This is a genomic window from Kitasatospora sp. NPDC001683, from assembly GCF_053596495.1.
The window spans coordinates 81,653-95,987 of the sequence record NZ_JBSFGK010000015.1 but is presented as its reverse complement, the minus strand read 5'-3'; the positions used below and the strand labels follow the sequence as shown (position 1 = coordinate 95,987).

Annotated in this window: 11 protein-coding genes and 1 pseudogene; 2 read left to right on the top strand and 10 right to left on the bottom strand. The window is 72.9% G+C overall.

Annotation, left to right across the window (positions count from 1 at the left end; genetic code table 11):
* Nucleotides 1–3 precede the first annotated feature (3 nt).
* From ACWCYO_RS11145 to ACWCYO_RS11135, 3 genes are read right to left on the bottom strand one after another with little or no spacing between them, the layout of a single operon-like run.
* Entirely contained in the window at nt 4–1,287 is a 1,284-nt protein-coding gene (locus tag ACWCYO_RS11145; protein WP_449784045.1) for a DUF4910 domain-containing protein, read from the bottom strand.
* On the bottom strand, nt 1,275–2,300 hold the full coding sequence (locus ACWCYO_RS11140; RefSeq protein ID WP_449784044.1) for an NAD-dependent epimerase/dehydratase family protein: 1,026 nt from the start codon (nt 2,298–2,300) through the stop codon (nt 1,275–1,277). Before ACWCYO_RS11140 ends, ACWCYO_RS11145 begins: the two co-directional genes overlap by 13 nt.
* A 3-nt stretch (nt 2,301–2,303) precedes the next feature.
* Entirely contained in the window at nt 2,304–2,951 is a 648-nt protein-coding gene (locus ACWCYO_RS11135) for a PIG-L deacetylase family protein (protein ID WP_449784043.1), read from the bottom strand.
* Between the two features lie 134 nt (nt 2,952–3,085).
* On the opposite strand from ACWCYO_RS11135, the pseudogene ACWCYO_RS11130 reads away from it, so the two are divergent.
* Nucleotides 3,086–3,154, top strand: a pseudogene (locus ACWCYO_RS11130) (helix-turn-helix domain-containing protein); the annotation flags it as partial.
* 368 nt (nt 3,155–3,522) lie between these two features.
* The gene (locus ACWCYO_RS11125) at nt 3,523–4,038 is read left to right on the top strand and encodes a zinc ribbon domain-containing protein (protein WP_449784062.1); all 516 of its coding nucleotides are present in this window, start codon (nt 3,523–3,525) and stop codon (nt 4,036–4,038) included.
* A 14-nt stretch (nt 4,039–4,052) separates the two neighbouring features.
* Here the strand turns inward: ACWCYO_RS11125 and ACWCYO_RS11120 are convergent, their stop codons facing one another.
* From ACWCYO_RS11120 to ACWCYO_RS11090, 7 genes are read right to left on the bottom strand one after another with little or no spacing between them, the layout of a single operon-like run.
* Nucleotides 4,053–4,877 (bottom strand): glucose-1-phosphate cytidylyltransferase, encoded by an 825-nt coding sequence (locus ACWCYO_RS11120; protein ID WP_449784042.1) that lies wholly within the window; start codon nt 4,875–4,877, stop codon nt 4,053–4,055.
* Nucleotides 4,874–6,109 carry a class I SAM-dependent methyltransferase gene (locus tag ACWCYO_RS11115; RefSeq protein WP_449784041.1) on the bottom strand — a complete coding sequence of 412 codons (1,236 nt, stop codon included), beginning with the start codon at nt 6,107–6,109 and terminating at the stop codon, nt 4,874–4,876. The genes ACWCYO_RS11120 and ACWCYO_RS11115 overlap by 4 nt, the downstream gene beginning before the upstream one ends.
* Complete coding sequence (locus ACWCYO_RS11110) at nt 6,106–7,380, bottom strand: glycosyltransferase (RefSeq protein ID WP_449784040.1); 1,275 nt, start codon at nt 7,378–7,380, stop codon at nt 6,106–6,108. The genes ACWCYO_RS11115 and ACWCYO_RS11110 overlap by 4 nt, the downstream gene beginning before the upstream one ends.
* 2 nt (nt 7,381–7,382) lie before the next feature.
* Complete coding sequence (locus ACWCYO_RS11105; protein WP_270141439.1) at nt 7,383–8,636, bottom strand: O-antigen ligase domain-containing protein; 1,254 nt, start codon at nt 8,634–8,636, stop codon at nt 7,383–7,385.
* Nucleotide 8,637: 1 nt separating this feature from the next.
* A complete protein-coding gene (locus ACWCYO_RS11100; protein ID WP_449784039.1) occupies nt 8,638–10,152 on the bottom strand; it encodes a right-handed parallel beta-helix repeat-containing protein in 1,515 nt (504 codons plus the stop codon).
* 2 nt (nt 10,153–10,154) lie between these two features.
* Nucleotides 10,155–12,107: an alginate lyase family protein gene (locus tag ACWCYO_RS11095; RefSeq protein ID WP_449784038.1), complete on the bottom strand. Its 1,953-nt coding sequence runs from the start codon at nt 12,105–12,107 to the stop codon at nt 10,155–10,157.
* A gap of 2 nt (nt 12,108–12,109) precedes the next feature.
* On the bottom strand, nt 12,110–14,329 hold the full coding sequence (locus ACWCYO_RS11090; RefSeq protein ID WP_449784037.1) for a bi-domain-containing oxidoreductase: 2,220 nt from the start codon (nt 14,327–14,329) through the stop codon (nt 12,110–12,112).
* Nucleotides 14,330–14,335 lie beyond the last annotated feature (6 nt).

Below are 14,335 nucleotides of genomic sequence, written 5' to 3'. Positions count from 1 at the left end.
GCGTCACGCCTTGATCAGCCCGGCGCCCTCGAGGGCGTCGGCCGCGACGGCGACGGTGTCGAAGGGCAGGCCGGACCGCTCGGCGACGTCCAGCAGGCTGTGCCGGCCGTCGGAGAGGCTGAGCACCCAGAGCATGGCCAGCTGGGCCTGCTTGGCGTCGCTTCGCCCGCCGAGCGAGTCGTACAGCCCGCGCCGGCCCAACTGCGGTTCGCCGTACGGGCTGAGGTTGAGGTAGCTGCGGTTGCGGTCGAGGACGGCGAAGGCCTCGCGGCAGACGGCGAGGGTGTCCGCCATCGCCTCCGGCCGGACGAAGTCCGGGTTGTCCGCCGAGGTGTGGTACTCGGGGTACCCGGCGTACGGGGTGCGGCTGAGCGAGCCGACGCCGAGGTCGAACCCGGGCGAGCAGTACTGCCGCTCGTCGTAGCCGTACGGGGTGAACTCGGTGACGCGGTGCGGGCGTTCGGAGGTGGTCAGGACGTGCCGCAGCACCCGGTCGATCTCCGCGTCGCCGCGCCTGCTCTGCTTGTACGTCAGCTGCCCCGGGTCGCCGGCGCAGGCCAGCACCAGCCCGTGCCTGACCCGTTGCACCCGCTCCGCGTTGCGGGCCAGCCAGGTGATCGCCCCGATGGTGCCGGGGGCGAAGATGAACCGGTAGGTGTACCACGGGCCGCGCTGCGCCAACTCCCGTGCCAGGAACGTCGCCACCGCGATGCCCGCCAGGTTGTCGTTGGCCAGCGACGGGTGACAGACGTGGCAGGAGACGATCACCTCGTCGGCGACCTGCCCGGGGACGACGTGCTCGGCGTAGGTGAGGTGGCCGTCCGCGAGCGTGGAGTCGATGCGCACCTCGTAGTCGCCGTCCGGCAGCGCGTCCAGGGTCTCCTGGGCGAGGCAGAACCCCCATTCCGGCCGGTAGTAGCTGGTGCGGTAGGGCACCCAGGTCGGGTGCTCCGGCAGGGTGTGGAGGTGTCCGCGCAGCTCGCTCAGCGGCATGGTGGCCGCCACCGGCACGCTGTAGCCGAGCACGTGCAGGCTGGACGCGGCGAAGTCGACGACCCGGCGGCCGGAGGCGTCGGCGATGTACGCGTCCCGGATGTTCCACTCCTGCGGCACCGTCCAGTCGAGCACCCGCGTCCCGGTCGGCACCTCGTGCACCTGCAGCGGCAGGTACTCGCCGACGATCTCCAGGGTGGCGCGCACCCCGTCGCCGGTGATGCTCCGGCAGAGCGGGTAGAGCCGCTCCACCAGCGCGTGCATCTCCTCCCCGGCCGTGGTCACCGGCGCCACCGCAGGGTGTCGTCGACGGTGCCGGCCTCGGACGCCCGGCGCAGCACGGCCAGCCGGGTGAAGCGGCGCTCGAAGTCCTCCCGGGTCAGATCGAACTTCCGGTAGGCGTCGGCGAGTTCGAGCGCGCCCCGCTTCACCGTCCACTCGCAGTCGAAGCCGGGGATCGCGGCGCGGAACCGGGAGAAGTCCACCCGGTACGAGCGCGGGTCGGCACCGGTCTCCCCGGTGATCACCACCCGTGCGCCGGCCACCGCCTCGGCGACCTGCCCGGCGATCTCGGCGACCGTGACGTTGTTGGCCTCGGTGCCGATGTTGAAGGCCCGGTCGTGCACGGCCTCCCGCGGCGCGGTCAGCGCGGCCGTGAAGGCCCGGGCGATGTCGGCGGCGTGCACCAGCGGGCGCCAGGGGGTGCCGTCGGAGAGCACCAGCACCTCGCCGGACAGGTGGGCGTGGCCCACCAGGTTGTTCAGCACGATGTCGGCGCGCAGCCGGGGCGAGTAGCCGAAGGCGGTGGCGTTGCGCAGGTACACCGGGCTGAAGTCGCCGTCGGCCAGCGCGTGCAGGTCGTCCTCCACCCGCACCTTGGACTCCGCGTACGGCGTCACCGGGCGCAGCGGGGCGTCCTCGGTGACCAGCTCGTCGCCGCCGGCGGCACCGTAGACCGAGCAGGTCGACGCGTACAGGAAGCGCCGCACCCCGGCGTCGCAGGCCAGCCGGGCCAGCCGTACCGAGGCGTGGTGGTTGATGTCGTAGGTGAGGTCCGGCGCCAGCGAGCCCAGCGGGTCGTTGGACAGCGCGGCCAGGTGGATCACGGCGTCCACCCCGGCCAGGTGCTCGGCGGTGACGTCGCGCAGGTCCACCCGGTGGCCGGGCGGGTCGGCGGGCGTCGGGCCGAGGAGGCAGCCCGCGAACAGGCCGGCGTCCAGGCCGACGACCTCGTGCCCGGCGGCGGCGAGGACCGGGGCCATCACGGTGCCCAGGTAGCCCTGGTGTCCGGTCAGCAGTACGCGCATGGTTCAACCCCCCAGGTTGAGAGTGACTTTGGTGGCGGCGAAGGCCTCGGCGTAGCGCGCGTGGCATTCGATGCCGCGGATCCGGGCCAGCCCGAGGAAGGCCTCCCGGTCGTACCAGGGCCGGTGCCGTTGCGAGGGGTAGTGCTCCTGCAGCAGCCGCACCTTCTGTTCGGCGGTCTCCGGGGTCAGCGGCTGGTAGGCCGTCGGGCGGCCGAGGTCGCCGTCCCACTTGACGATCTCGTAGCCGAGCACGAGGTGGTCGCGGAACGCGGTGGTCACCAGCTCCGCCAGGCCGCGGTGGTCCTGGTGCGCGTCGTCGGTGCGCGGGGCGAGCACGACGTCCGGGTCGGACTGCGCGCGCAGCTCCTCCACCGCGGCCTTGGCCTCGTCCCAGTGCGCCGGCAGTCGGCCGTCCGGCAGCTTGCGGACGGTCAGGCGCAGGTCGGCGCCGGGGCAGAAGGCGGCGAGCGCGGCCCGCTCCTCCTGCTCCCGCTCGCTGCCGCCGCCGGAGAGCACCAGCGCGTCCACCCGCAGCCCGGGACGCGCCAGGCACATGGTCAGCAGGGTGCCGCCGGCGCCGATGGCGATGTCGTCGCAGTGCGCCCCCACCGCGACGATGCCGGTCAGGGGCCCGGCCCCGAGCCGGATCACCTTTGATCTCCCAAGATGCCCCGGCCTTCAGGCCGGGGAGGAATGGGGCCTTGACTCGGAGCCGCGAAGCGGCGGAATGATCTCCGGAGATTTGGAGGCGGGCCGTTGTCAGTGGCGGCCGGTAGGTTGATTGTGTGCATCTTCGGTACTCCTATCGCATCTACCCGACGGCAGGTCAGCGTGCCTCGCTGGCCCGGACGTTCGGGTGTGCCCGGGTGGTGTACAACGACGCTCTCGCGGTGCGGAAGGAAGCCCGGAAGGGCGGCCTGCCGTACCCCAAGTCCACGGACTTGCAGAAGCTGGCGATCACGGCGGCAAAGAAGACCCCCGAACGGGCGTGGCTTGCATCGGTCGGGGTGGACCCGCTGATCCAGTCCCTTCGGGATCTGGACACCGCGTACCGGAACTTCTTCGACTCGGTGTCCGGCAAGCGGCAGGGGCGCCCGGTCGGTTTGCCGCGGTTCAAGTCGAAGCGCGACACTCGGCAAAGTCTGCGGTTCACCCGCAACGGGTTCCGCATCCGGTCCAACGGCAAGCTGAACCTGGCGAAGATCGGCGACGTGCGGGTGAAATGGTCTCGGGCACTGCCCGCCGATCCGTCGTCCGTGACGATCGTGCTGGACCCGGCTGGCCGGTACCACGCCAGCTTCGTCGTGGATGTCGAACCGGTCCACCCCTCGGCCGCGGCCGCCTGGCCAAGTCCGTCCACGACGCCGGATGGTCCACCTTCCGGCGACTCCTCGAGGAGAAGGCGGCCCGGTACGGGCGCACGGTCGGCATCGTGCACCGCGCGTTCCCGTCCTCCCAGCTCTGCTCGGAGTGCGGGCACCGCGACGGGCCCAAGCCCCTCGCCATCCGCGAGTGGGCCTGCCGTGCGTGTGGTGTGCTGCATGACCGTGACCTCAATGCTGCTCGAAACATCCTGGCCGCCGGGCAGGCGGACAGGCTAAACGCCCCTGGAGGGCCGGTCAGTCCCGGCGTGGCGATCCCGCGCCAGGCACGGCCCGTTGAACGGGGAACCCGCCTCAGCGACCTGCGGTCCACGGGTGTCCGTGCCGCAGGCGCGGGAGGAATCCCCGTCCCTTGAGGGCGGGGAGGATGTCAAGCGGTCCTCACCCCGGCGCCGCCGCTGCCGCTGGTGGCGCCCGCGCCGTTCCCTTCCCACACGGCCCACGGGCGGTCGCCCCGGGCGTAGGCGAGGTCGAGCGCGGCCCGCTCCTTCACCGTGTCGGTCGGCTTCCAGAAGCCGCGGTGCTGGTGCGCCACCAGCCGGCCCTGCTTGGCCAGGCCCGCGCAGCCGTCGGCGACCAGGTCCCCGTTCTCCGGGATGTGGTCGAAGACCTCCTGGCGGAGCACGAAGTAGCCGCCGTTCTCCCACAGCGGCATGTCGCTCACCGCGGTGATGCCGCCCACCAGGTTGTCCTCGCCCAACTCCACGCAGTGGAACGAGGACTGCGGCGGCACCACCATCATCGACGCGCCGGCGTCGCGCCGGGCGAACCGGTCGATCATCTCCGGCAGCGGGGCGTCGGTGAGCACGTCGGCGTAGTTGGCGAGGAACATCTCGTCGCCGTCCAGGTGGTGGCGCACCCGGCGCAGCCGCTCCCCGATCGGCGACTCGATGCCGGTCTGGGCGAAGGTGATCGTCCAGGAGGAGATGTCGGTGGACAGCAGCTCGGTCCGCCCGCCCCGCAGGACGAAGTCGTTGGACGTCGTCTCCTCGTAGTTGAGGAAGAAGTCCTTGATGTGGCGGGCCCCGTAGCCGAGGCACAGGATGAACTCGGTGTGCCCGAAGTACGCGTAGTAGCGCATGACGTGCCAGATCAGCGGCCGGGGGCCGACCATCGCCATCGGTTTGGGCATGTCGTCGGAGGCTCCGCTGCGCATCCGCAGCCCGTAACCGCCGCAGAACAGGACGACCTTCACCGCTTCACCTCCACGATGCTGAGTTCCGGGATCGGGAAGACCAGTCGGCCGCCCCACTCGTGCACGAAGGACAACTGCTCGACCAGTTCGGCCCGCAGGTTCCACGGGAGGACGAGGACGTAGTCCGGCTGGTCGGTGCGGATCTGCTCGGGCGGCAGGATCGGGATGCGGGTGCCCGGGGTGAACCGGCCGTGCTTGTAGGGGTTGCGGTCGACGGTGTACGGGAGCAGGTCGGGCCGGATGCCGCAGTGGTTGAGCAGGGTGTTGCCCTTGCCGGGGGCGCCGTAGCCGACGACCGTCTCGCCGCGCTCGGCCGCGTCGATGAGGAAGCGCAGGAGGTCCCGGCGGACCTTGGCGACCCGGGCGGAGAACTCGGTGTACCCGGACAGTTCCTGGAGCCCGGCGGCCTTCTCCCGGTCCAGCACCTCGGCCACCCGCCGGCTCGGCTCGCCGGCCGCCTCGGCCGGGCGGGCCCATAGCCGGATGGAGCCGCCGTGGGTGGGCAGCAGCTCGACGTCCACGAGCGTGAGTCCGCCGCTCTCCAGCGCCCGGGTGGCGGAGGCGACCGTGTAGTACTGGAAGTGCTCGTGGTAGATGGTGTCGTACTGGTTCTCCTCGATCAGGGTGAGCAGGTGCTGCACCTCGATGGAGACCCAGCCGTCGTCGGCGACCAGGGCGCGCAGCCCCCGGGTGAAGCCGACCACGTCGGGGATGTGGGCGTACACGTTGTTGGCGACGACCAGGTCCGCCGGGCCGTGTTCGGCGCGGACGGCCGCGCCGGTGTCCGGGGAGAGGAACTCGGTGAGCGTGGGCACGCCCGCCTCCCTCGCCGCGGCGCCGACGTTCACCGACGGTTCGATGCCGAGGCAGCGGATCCCCCGGTCCATCACGTGCCGGAGCAGGTACCCGTCGTTGCTGGCGACCTCGACCACGAAGGCGTCGGGGCCGAGGCCGAGGCGCTGGACGGCACCGTCGACGAAGGTGCGGGCGTGCTCCACCCAGGAGGTCGAGTAGGAGGAGAAGTACGCGTACTCCTTGAACGTCTCCTCCGGCGTGATCAGCGGAGGGAGCTGGGCGAGCCAGCAGTCGGTGCAGACCTTGAGGTGCAGCGGGTAGGCCGGCTCGGGCCGGTCCAGTTGGTCGGCGGCGAGGAAGCTCTCGCACGGCGGGGTCGCCCCCAGGTCGACGACGCTCCCCATCGCCGTCGAGCCGCAGAGTCGGCATCGTGTCATGTAGTGCCCCCATTCCTGCTCGCGCGGGTGTTCCGCGGCGAGCCAGCTTTCGCTCTCGCTTCCGGCGGCGCGCCGTTCGCGCCGCCGGACCGACCCGCGATCGCGGTGCGGTACCCCTCCAGCAGGCGCTCCAGCCCGACGACCGGGCTGAACCCCTGCTCGTATCGGTGCCGGGCGGCCCGGCCCATCTCCTGGTTGCGGTCCGGCTCGGCCGTGATCCGGCGGATCCGGGACGCGAGCGAGGCCGCCTCGCCCGGCTGGTGCAGCAGTCCGGTCACTCCGTCCTCGACGAGTTCGACGAAGGCGCCGTGCCCGGCGGCGACGACCGGCACTCCGGCCGCCATCGCCTCCACGACCACCAGGCCGAACGCCTCCAGCCAGGTCGAGGGCGCCAGCACGGCGACCGAGCGGGCGACGGCCTGCCGGCACTGGGCCGGGTCGTACAGGCCCGCGTACCGCACGTCGTCCCGGCCCGCCGCCCAGGCGGTCACCTCCCGCTCCAGCGGCCCGGTGCCGGCGATCACCAGCGGCACGCCCACCCCGCCGCTCGCGGCGAGCCGGTCCCACGCGGCCATCAGCAGCCGCACGCCCTTGGCCTCGGCGAGTCGGCCGAGGTAGAGCAGGTGCTCGCCGGGGCCGGTACGGCGGGCGCCCGGCTCGGGCACGAAGTTGTGCTTCACCGAAAGCCGCCCGGCCGGCAGTCCGGCCCGTGCCAGGACGTCGCGCTGCGCCGCGGAGATGCAGAAGAACCGTTCCACGCCGGACCACCAGCGCCGCCGGTTGACCGCCAGGCTGACCGCGAGCGGCACCGTCGCCAGCCGGGAGTCGCGGTAGCAGCCGTGCCGGACGGCGGGCAGCGGTGACCCCCCGACGCACTCGGTGCACGGCCGGCCGTCCCGTTGCAGCGTGCCCGGCGGGCAGATCTGGGTGTAGTTGTGCAGCGTGGCGACGGCGGGCACGCCGGCGTCGGCGCAGGCGGACAGCACCGCGGGCGACAGCAGCGGGAAGACGTTGTGGACGTGCACCACGTCCGGCCGCTCGGCCCGTAGCCGGGTGGCGAGTTCGGCGCGGACCGCCGGGTTCCACGGCACCAGCAGCGGCACCGCGGCCTTGCCCAGCAGGGAGCGGGCGGCGATGTCGTCGCTGCGCCGTTCGAACAGCTCGACCCGGTGGCCGGCCTCGCGCAGCAGCGCCACCTCCTGGTCGACGACCTTGTTCTCCCCGCTCGGCTGCGCCGAGCCGTAGCGGTTGTGCACCACGAGGACGTGCATGCTCAGGTTCCCTCCGTTCTCTGGATGGCTTCGGGCGTCGGGAGGGGAGCGGCCGCGGCAGGCGCCGCCAGCAGCGAGGCGGCCACGGTCAGGTGCAGCAGGTACGGCGAGGCGTCGCCCAGCCCGGCCTCGGTGTACGAGGCGATCGCGCAGTAGCTGATCAGGAAGATCGCGCAGGCCCTCGACAGTGACGGTGGCCGCAGCAGCGCGACGCCGCCCAGCACGAGGACGAACGCCGCCACCAGGCCGACGCCGGTCAGGCCCTGTTCGTTGTAGACGGCCAGCCAGCTGTTGTCGATCGGCAGCCCGCCGAACGACTTGTCGCCCAGGCCCCTGCCGAACAGCTGCTCGGTGGTCGTCCGGGGCGCCGCCAGCAGGGCGTCCCAGACCTTGGCCCGGCCGGTGAGGTTGGAGAAGTTCTCCTGGCTCTGGCCGCGCAGGAACCACGCCTCCAGCAGCGAACTCAGCCCGACCGCGGCCGCGGTGGCGCACAGCACCGCCCAGCCGAAGAACCTGCGGGCGGCGGCGCTGGTCAGCACGAGCGAGCCGATCGCCAGCGCCAATCCGATGATCAGGCCGAGGGTGGCCGTCCGGGTGTGGGTCAGCGCGAGCAGGACGAGCGACGGCACGATGACCGCCGCCGCACTGGCCCCGGTGGTCCGCCGGCCCAGCAGGAGCAGCGCGGCGAGCCCGGTGATCACCGCGGCGTACTGTCCGATCTGCGGCGGAGTGAGCGGCCACAGCGCGCCGACCAGCCGCCCGCCGTAGAGGTCGGGCATCGCCGCGCCCGGCGAGACGGCCAGGCCGGCGGCCACCGACACCAGCACCGCGAAGTACATCCGGATGTGATGCCGCACGAACGTCTCGCCGCCGTCCCACCAGCGGCTGAGCAGCCACAGCGTGCCGACGAACAGGGCCAGCCGGGCGCAGCGGAACAGCGCGCCGGCCCCGGACTCCAGGTTGGCGCTGGAGATCACGCTCAGCACCAGCAGCAGGGTGAGCAGGACCAGGTAGGCGCTGGGCCGGATCCGCAGCCGGAGGTTGACCACGAGCGCCAGCGCGAAGGCGGAGACCAGCGAGCCCATGGTGACCATCTGGATGAGGGAGCGGGGCAGCGGGATGATGGTCTGCGCCCCGGCGGAGCCGAGGGTGTTGAGGATCAGCAGTCCCCAGACCACCCCGACGGTCCTCGGCGCGCCGCGCCGCCGCTGTGCGACGTCCTCGTCCAGCCCTTCGAGGGTCAGGCCCCGGCCCATCTCAACCACCCGCCCGTGGCTGGAAGGTGCTGCCCGCGTCCTGCTGGTACGGCCGGCCCTGCCACTGCCCGAAGTCGAGCGTCCGGCTCGGGTCGTGGGCGACGAAGCTCCACGGCCCGCGGTAGGCGTTGTCGTGCCAGCGGTTCTGCTGTTTGCCGGTGATCGCCTCGGCGACCTGTTCGCCCTTGTACGGTGACCAGTCCGGATAGGTGCCGTAGTTGGCCAGTACCGCCATCCGGCCGCACTTGACGGTGCACCCGACCACGGACGGGTCCAGCGTGAAGCGGTTGTCGTGGATGTCCACCCGCTGGGTCTTCCACCGGCAGTCGGCGTTCAGCGGTGCGCTGGCGATGGTCGGCTGGGCGCAGCGGGCGGTGTCCTTCACCAGCAGGGTGCAGTCGCCGGAGGAGGTGTTGGCCGGGCTGTTGCAGAACCGGTCGGCGTTCTCCCACAGGGTGATCCCGGACCAGTTGTCCTCCAGCACGTTGCGGTCGATCTCGATCTTGTCGGTGCGGGCCGGGATCCGTGGTTCGCCGCCGGACTCGGACAGGTAGACGGTCGCGTACGGGAAGTCGTCGCCGCGGTCGGCGGCGTTGCGGCCCTCGACCCAGTCGTTGCGCCGGATCGTGTTGCCGCGGATGACCGCGTTGTAGCTGGTCTCGTAGATCAGCGCGGCACCGTCGTTGGCCTCCAGCAGGTTGTCCTCGATGCGGAAGTCGTTGTTGTCGGTGTCCGCCCACAGCCCGGGTCCGCGGTTGTCGTGGACCCAGTTACCGCGTACATCGGCGCGGTTGACGGCCCAGAACTTGACGCCGCCGGTGCAGCCGCAGCCGGGCTGCCGCTTCTCCCACTGGTCGGTGTCGTTGGCCGTGATCTCGTTGCCCTCGACCACCAGGTCGCTGAGCGGGGCGCCGGCCTTGTACGCGTTGATGCCGTACTGCCCGTTGCCGCGCAGGCAGTTGGCGCGGACCCGCTGGCGGGCGCCGGCCATCAGCCCGGCACCGGAGTTGTCCTGGATCGTCGCGTGCTCGATCACCCATCCGTCGGCCGAGTCGTGGTTGACCACGCCCTCGTTCTGCGGCGCGACGAAGCCCTGCACGGTCAGGTAGCGGATGGTGACGTCGGCGGCGGCACCGCTGAACGCGTACTCGTTGGTCTTCCGGCCGTCGAGCACCGCGCCCGGTGCGCCGAGGTAGCTGTCCCCCTCCTTGGGGACGACCTGGGCGTACCGGTCGGGGGCCAGGGTGTGGGTCCCCGGTTGGAGCCAGAAGGTGGTGTGCGGGGGACTGTCCTTGGTCTTCGCGGCCAGGTCGCCGACCACCGCGGGGTCGACCGTCACCGCGCCCGCCGGCGGCTGCGCCGGCCCGGCCTCGGGATCGGCGCACACCCGGGCCACCGCTGCCGACCCGGTGGGCGGGGCGGTCGGTTCCGGCGGGGCGTCCGAACCGCTGGTGCAGCCGGTCGCCAGCAGCAGGACCGAGGCCAGGGCCCCCCAGTGCCGCCTGTTGATCCCCACCCTCACCCCTCGCCGTTGAACCTGAGGAACGTGCGGAACCCCTGTGCGCCGTCGGAGAAGCCGGTGCCGACCAGCGTGGTGGCGGGTTCCCGGCGGCCGAAGCCGGCCGAGTACCAGCCCAGCGGCGGCTCGCTCTCGCCCCGGTGCGCCCGCCAGGACAGCTGCTCCGGCAGGTCGAGCACGGCGGAGCGCCGCTCGCCGTCCGTGGTCCAGGTCAGCACGGCCCGGTCGCCGGTCAGGTCCGCGGTGATCGCCGGGCCGAGGTGGAACGCCAGCCGGACGGCCCGGCCCGGACCGCTCACCTCGTCGGTGATCCGCAACTCCCGGCTGCCGGAGTCCAGTTCCACCCGGCGGCGGTGCACCGAGGGGTGGTAACCGTCGTGCTCGGCGCACCAGCGCGCCACCTTCGCGTCGGAGGTGTCCGCGACCAGGACGCGGCTGTGGGCGTGCCGGGTCCACAGGAACGGGCCGCCGGAGGCGGACTGGTCCGCGCCGTCCAGCTCCAGGGTGTTGTGGCCCAGGGTGGAGCGGAAGTACCGCCGCCACTCGGGCTGTCCGTGGTAGCAGTACGTCCCCGGGTCGGCGAGCACGTCGACCCCGTCGTGCCGGACCTCCACGGACAGCGCGTCCGCGTGGCCGTGCGCGGCGATGGACAGGAACCCGTGCGGACCGCCGTCGCAGCGGCACCAGATCTCCCCCGGTCCGCGCAGGACGGTCATCCCCGCGTCGGGGAAGTGGACCGGCCGGCTCGCCGGGCGGGCCACGGCGGGGGTCCGCCCGTACGGCCGGATCAGCGCGGCCAGCAGCGGGGTGCGCACATCCGTGCCGGTCACCGCCGGCCACCAGGCGAGCCGGCCGAACACCGCGTCCCCGGTGGTCAGCAGCGAGGCCCAGCGGTCGGTGCCGGCGCCGTCCAGGACCAGGCCGTGTCCGTCGTCCGCGTCCCCCTGGCGCGGTGGCCGCAGCCGGTTGTCGACGACGGCCGCGAGCGCGTCGGTCATCCGCAGCAGCACCAGCCGGACCGTCGCGGGGACCGGCACGGCGGCGGCGTCCGCCTCGGCCAGCGCGGCCAGGCCGAGCTCCAGGACGAGTCCGTGGTACTCGGTGGCCAGCTCGCGGTTGAGGCCGGAGCGGAAGGTGTTGGCGCGCAGGTGCCGCTCCAGCGAGCGCAGCGCGTCGGAGCGCCAGCGCGCCGAGGCGGGGAACCAGCCGAAGGCGCAGGCCGCGGCGAACTGCCCGGCCGCCTCGGCGATGACGTGGTTGTTCGCCGAGGACCCCCGGCTGGGGAAGGCGGCCAGCCAGCGCTGGTGGTGCCAGATCTGGTCCAGCGCCACCGGGTTGCCCTCGAACAGGGCGGCCGCGCCCGGCCAGCCGTCGAGCAGCCGGCGGACCCACACCCAGGACAGCAGCCGGATGCCCAGCTCGATGCCGCTGATCCAGTGCACGCCGCGCAGCGGCGGGTTGGCCGCCCACCAGGACCGCAGGTGCTCGGCCACCCGCTCGGCGTACCGCTCGTCGCCGGTGATCGCGTAGGCGGCGGCGAGCACGGTCAGGTGCTGGTGGCGGGACGGCTCCCAGATCTGCTTGATGTCCCCGACCGCGTCCTCGTCGCGGTACGGCACCTCGAAGGCGTAGCCGGACGGGGCCCGGCGTCCGGTCTTCGGGTCGCGCCACCAGTCCGGGGCGGCGAGGTCGTCGCGCTCCACCCCGAAGTACTCGGCGTGGCCGTCCATCAGCCGGTCCGCCGCGGCGAGCAGGCGCTTCGCGGCGTCGGGTGGCAGCGCGGCGATCGTCCCGGCGGGCAGCACGGCGGTGAACCGGGCGCCGGTGACGGCCGGGCCGTGCGGCGGCGCCGACGAGCGCCACCGGCGCCTGCGCACCGCGTCGCCGACCCGGCCGCCGATCTCCCGCGGTCCCATCCGGGACAGCCGGCGCAGGTACCAGCCAGGGCTCATGGTCACAGCGACCTCGCCAGCGTCACCGGCGCGCCGCCGGCCATCGCGGCCCGCACCGCGAGGGTGGCCGCCGTGGTGGCGACCAGCGACTCCAGTGGCACCGGCATCGGCCCGCCGCTCCGCACGGCCTTGACGAACGCGGCCAGTTCGGCGGACTGGCCCTTGTCCCGGGCCTTGGGCAGCCGCGAGCTGACCCACCGCTTCCGCCCGGCCGTGCTTTCGAAATACACCGAGGCGCGGACGAAGTCGTCGAGCTTCAGCACCCTGCCGTCCGCGACGAGGTCCAGGGTCTCCTTGGGGAAACCGGGCGCGCCGGTGGTGACGTAGCTGACGGTGGCGGTGGAGCCGTCCGGGTAGCGCAGCACCACCTGGAGGTCCTCGTTGCCGGACGGCGCGACGGCGTACACCGAGACCGGGTCGGCGTCCAGCAGCCAGCTCGCGGTGTCGATGAAGTGCCCGCCCTCGCCGGCGAATCGCGAGCCCTCGGTGCCCTGCTGGAGGTACCAGCTGCCGTGCTGCAACCGGCCCGCGTTGACCAGGTAGCGCAGGCTCGCCGGACCGGTCCGGGCGCCGAAGCGGGCCTTGGCCTCCCGCAGCAGCGGCGCGAACCGGCGGTTGAAGCCGACCTGCAGGCGGTCGTTGCCGGACTCCTCCACCGCGGCGAGCACCCCGGCCAGTTCGTCCTCGGTGAGGGCCAGCGGCTTCTCCACGAACACCGCCTTGCCGGCCAGCAGCGCCCGGCGGGTCAGTTCGGCGTGCGAGCTGTGCCGGGTGACCACGAACACCGCGTCGACGGCCGGGTCCCCGAGCACGGCGTCGAGGTCGGTGGTCGCGTGGGCGAAGCCGAACTTCCGCTGGGCGTTGGCGGCGGACAGCGCCGTGGTGGTGACGACCGTGGACAGTGCGACGCCCGCGCGCTGGGCCAGGTGCGGCAGCAGCATCGAGGTCGCGTAGTTGCCCGCGCCGACGAACGCCAGCCGCACCGGCGCCCCTGCGGATCGGCCGGGCACGGGCCGGGCCGACGGGTCCGCGCGGCGCACCGCGGGCACCGCCACCGCCAGGGACCCGGCCGCCAGCTCCGCCTCCGCCTCCGCCTCCGCCGAGGGATAGCGGAACAGCACGGCCACCGCCTTCAACTCGCCGTCCTTCAGGCGCCGGTAGGTCTCGACGGCGGCGTCGAAGTCGGCGATGTGGGAGATCAGCGGCTCCACGTCGACGCGGCCGCGTGCCATGAGGTCGAGGAAGCACGCCAGGTTGCGGCGCTCGGTCCAGCGCACGTAGCCGATCGGGTAGTCCCGCCCCTCGAGCTCGTACTCCGGGTCGTAGCGCCCGGGCCCGTACGAGCGGGAGAACCGGACGTCGAGCTCCTTCTCGTAGTACGCGTTCCACGGCAGGTCCAGCCGGCACTTGCCGATGTCGACGACCCGGCCGCGGTCCCGGGCCAGGTGGGCGGCCAGCTCGACGGGCTGGTTGCTGCCGCCGCCGGCGGCCAGGTACACCTGGTCCACGCCGTGACCGTCGGTCAGCTCGGCGACGGCGTTCTCCACCGCCGCGGACCCTGGATCGCCACAGGCCACGGCGCCCAGCCGCTCGGCGAGCTCGCAGCGCGCCGGGTCGGGGTCGGCCCCGACGACGCGCACCCCCGCAGCGGTGAGGAGCTGCACCACCAGCTGCCCGATCAGCCCGAGGCCGATGACCAGCGCCACCTCGCCGAGCTGCGGCTCGCCCTGGCGCACGCCCTGCAGGGCGATCGAGCCGACGGTGCCGAAGGACGCGTGCCGCGGCGCGAGGCCGTCCGGCACCGGGGTGTAGAGGTTCCTCGGCACCCAGTTCACCTCGGCGTGCAGGGCGTGCTCGTTGCCGGCGCAGGCCACCAGGTCGCCGACCTTCACCTCGTCGATCCCGGCGCCGACCTGTTCGACCACCCCGCACAGCGAGTAGCCCAGCGGCGTGTAGGAGTCCAGCTTGCCCATCACCTTGCGGTAGGTGGCGGGCAGCCCGTTGACGGCCACGCTCTGCATCACCTTGGCCACCTGGTCCGGGCGGGACCGGGCCTTGCCCAGCATCGACATGCCGGCCTCGGAGACCTTCATCAGCTCGGTCCCGGTGGAGATCAGCGAGAAGGCGCTGCGGACCAGCACCCCGCCCGGCTTGCACCCCGGCACCGGCACGTCGAGCACCGACAGCTCACCGCTCTTGTAGTTCTGCACAACCTGTTTCAACGGAAG

Bases quoted from the DNA above. Each gene is read 5' to 3' on its own strand.
- ACWCYO_RS11115 (WP_449784041.1), bottom strand. From the start codon at position 6,109: ATGACACGATGCCGACTCTGCGGCTCGACGGCGATGGGGAGCGTCGTC.
- ACWCYO_RS11110 (WP_449784040.1), bottom strand. From the start codon at position 7,380: ATGCACGTCCTCGTGGTGCACAACCGCTACGGCTCGGCGCAGCCGAGC.
- ACWCYO_RS11125 (WP_449784062.1), top strand. From the start codon at position 3,523: ATGGTCTCGGGCACTGCCCGCCGATCCGTCGTCCGTGACGATCGTGCT.
- ACWCYO_RS11095 (WP_449784038.1), bottom strand. From the start codon at position 12,107: ATGAGCCCTGGCTGGTACCTGCGCCGGCTGTCCCGGATGGGACCGCGG.
- ACWCYO_RS11140 (WP_449784044.1), bottom strand. From the start codon at position 2,300: ATGCGCGTACTGCTGACCGGACACCAGGGCTACCTGGGCACCGTGATG.
- ACWCYO_RS11105 (WP_270141439.1), bottom strand. From the start codon at position 8,636: ATGGGCCGGGGCCTGACCCTCGAAGGGCTGGACGAGGACGTCGCACAG.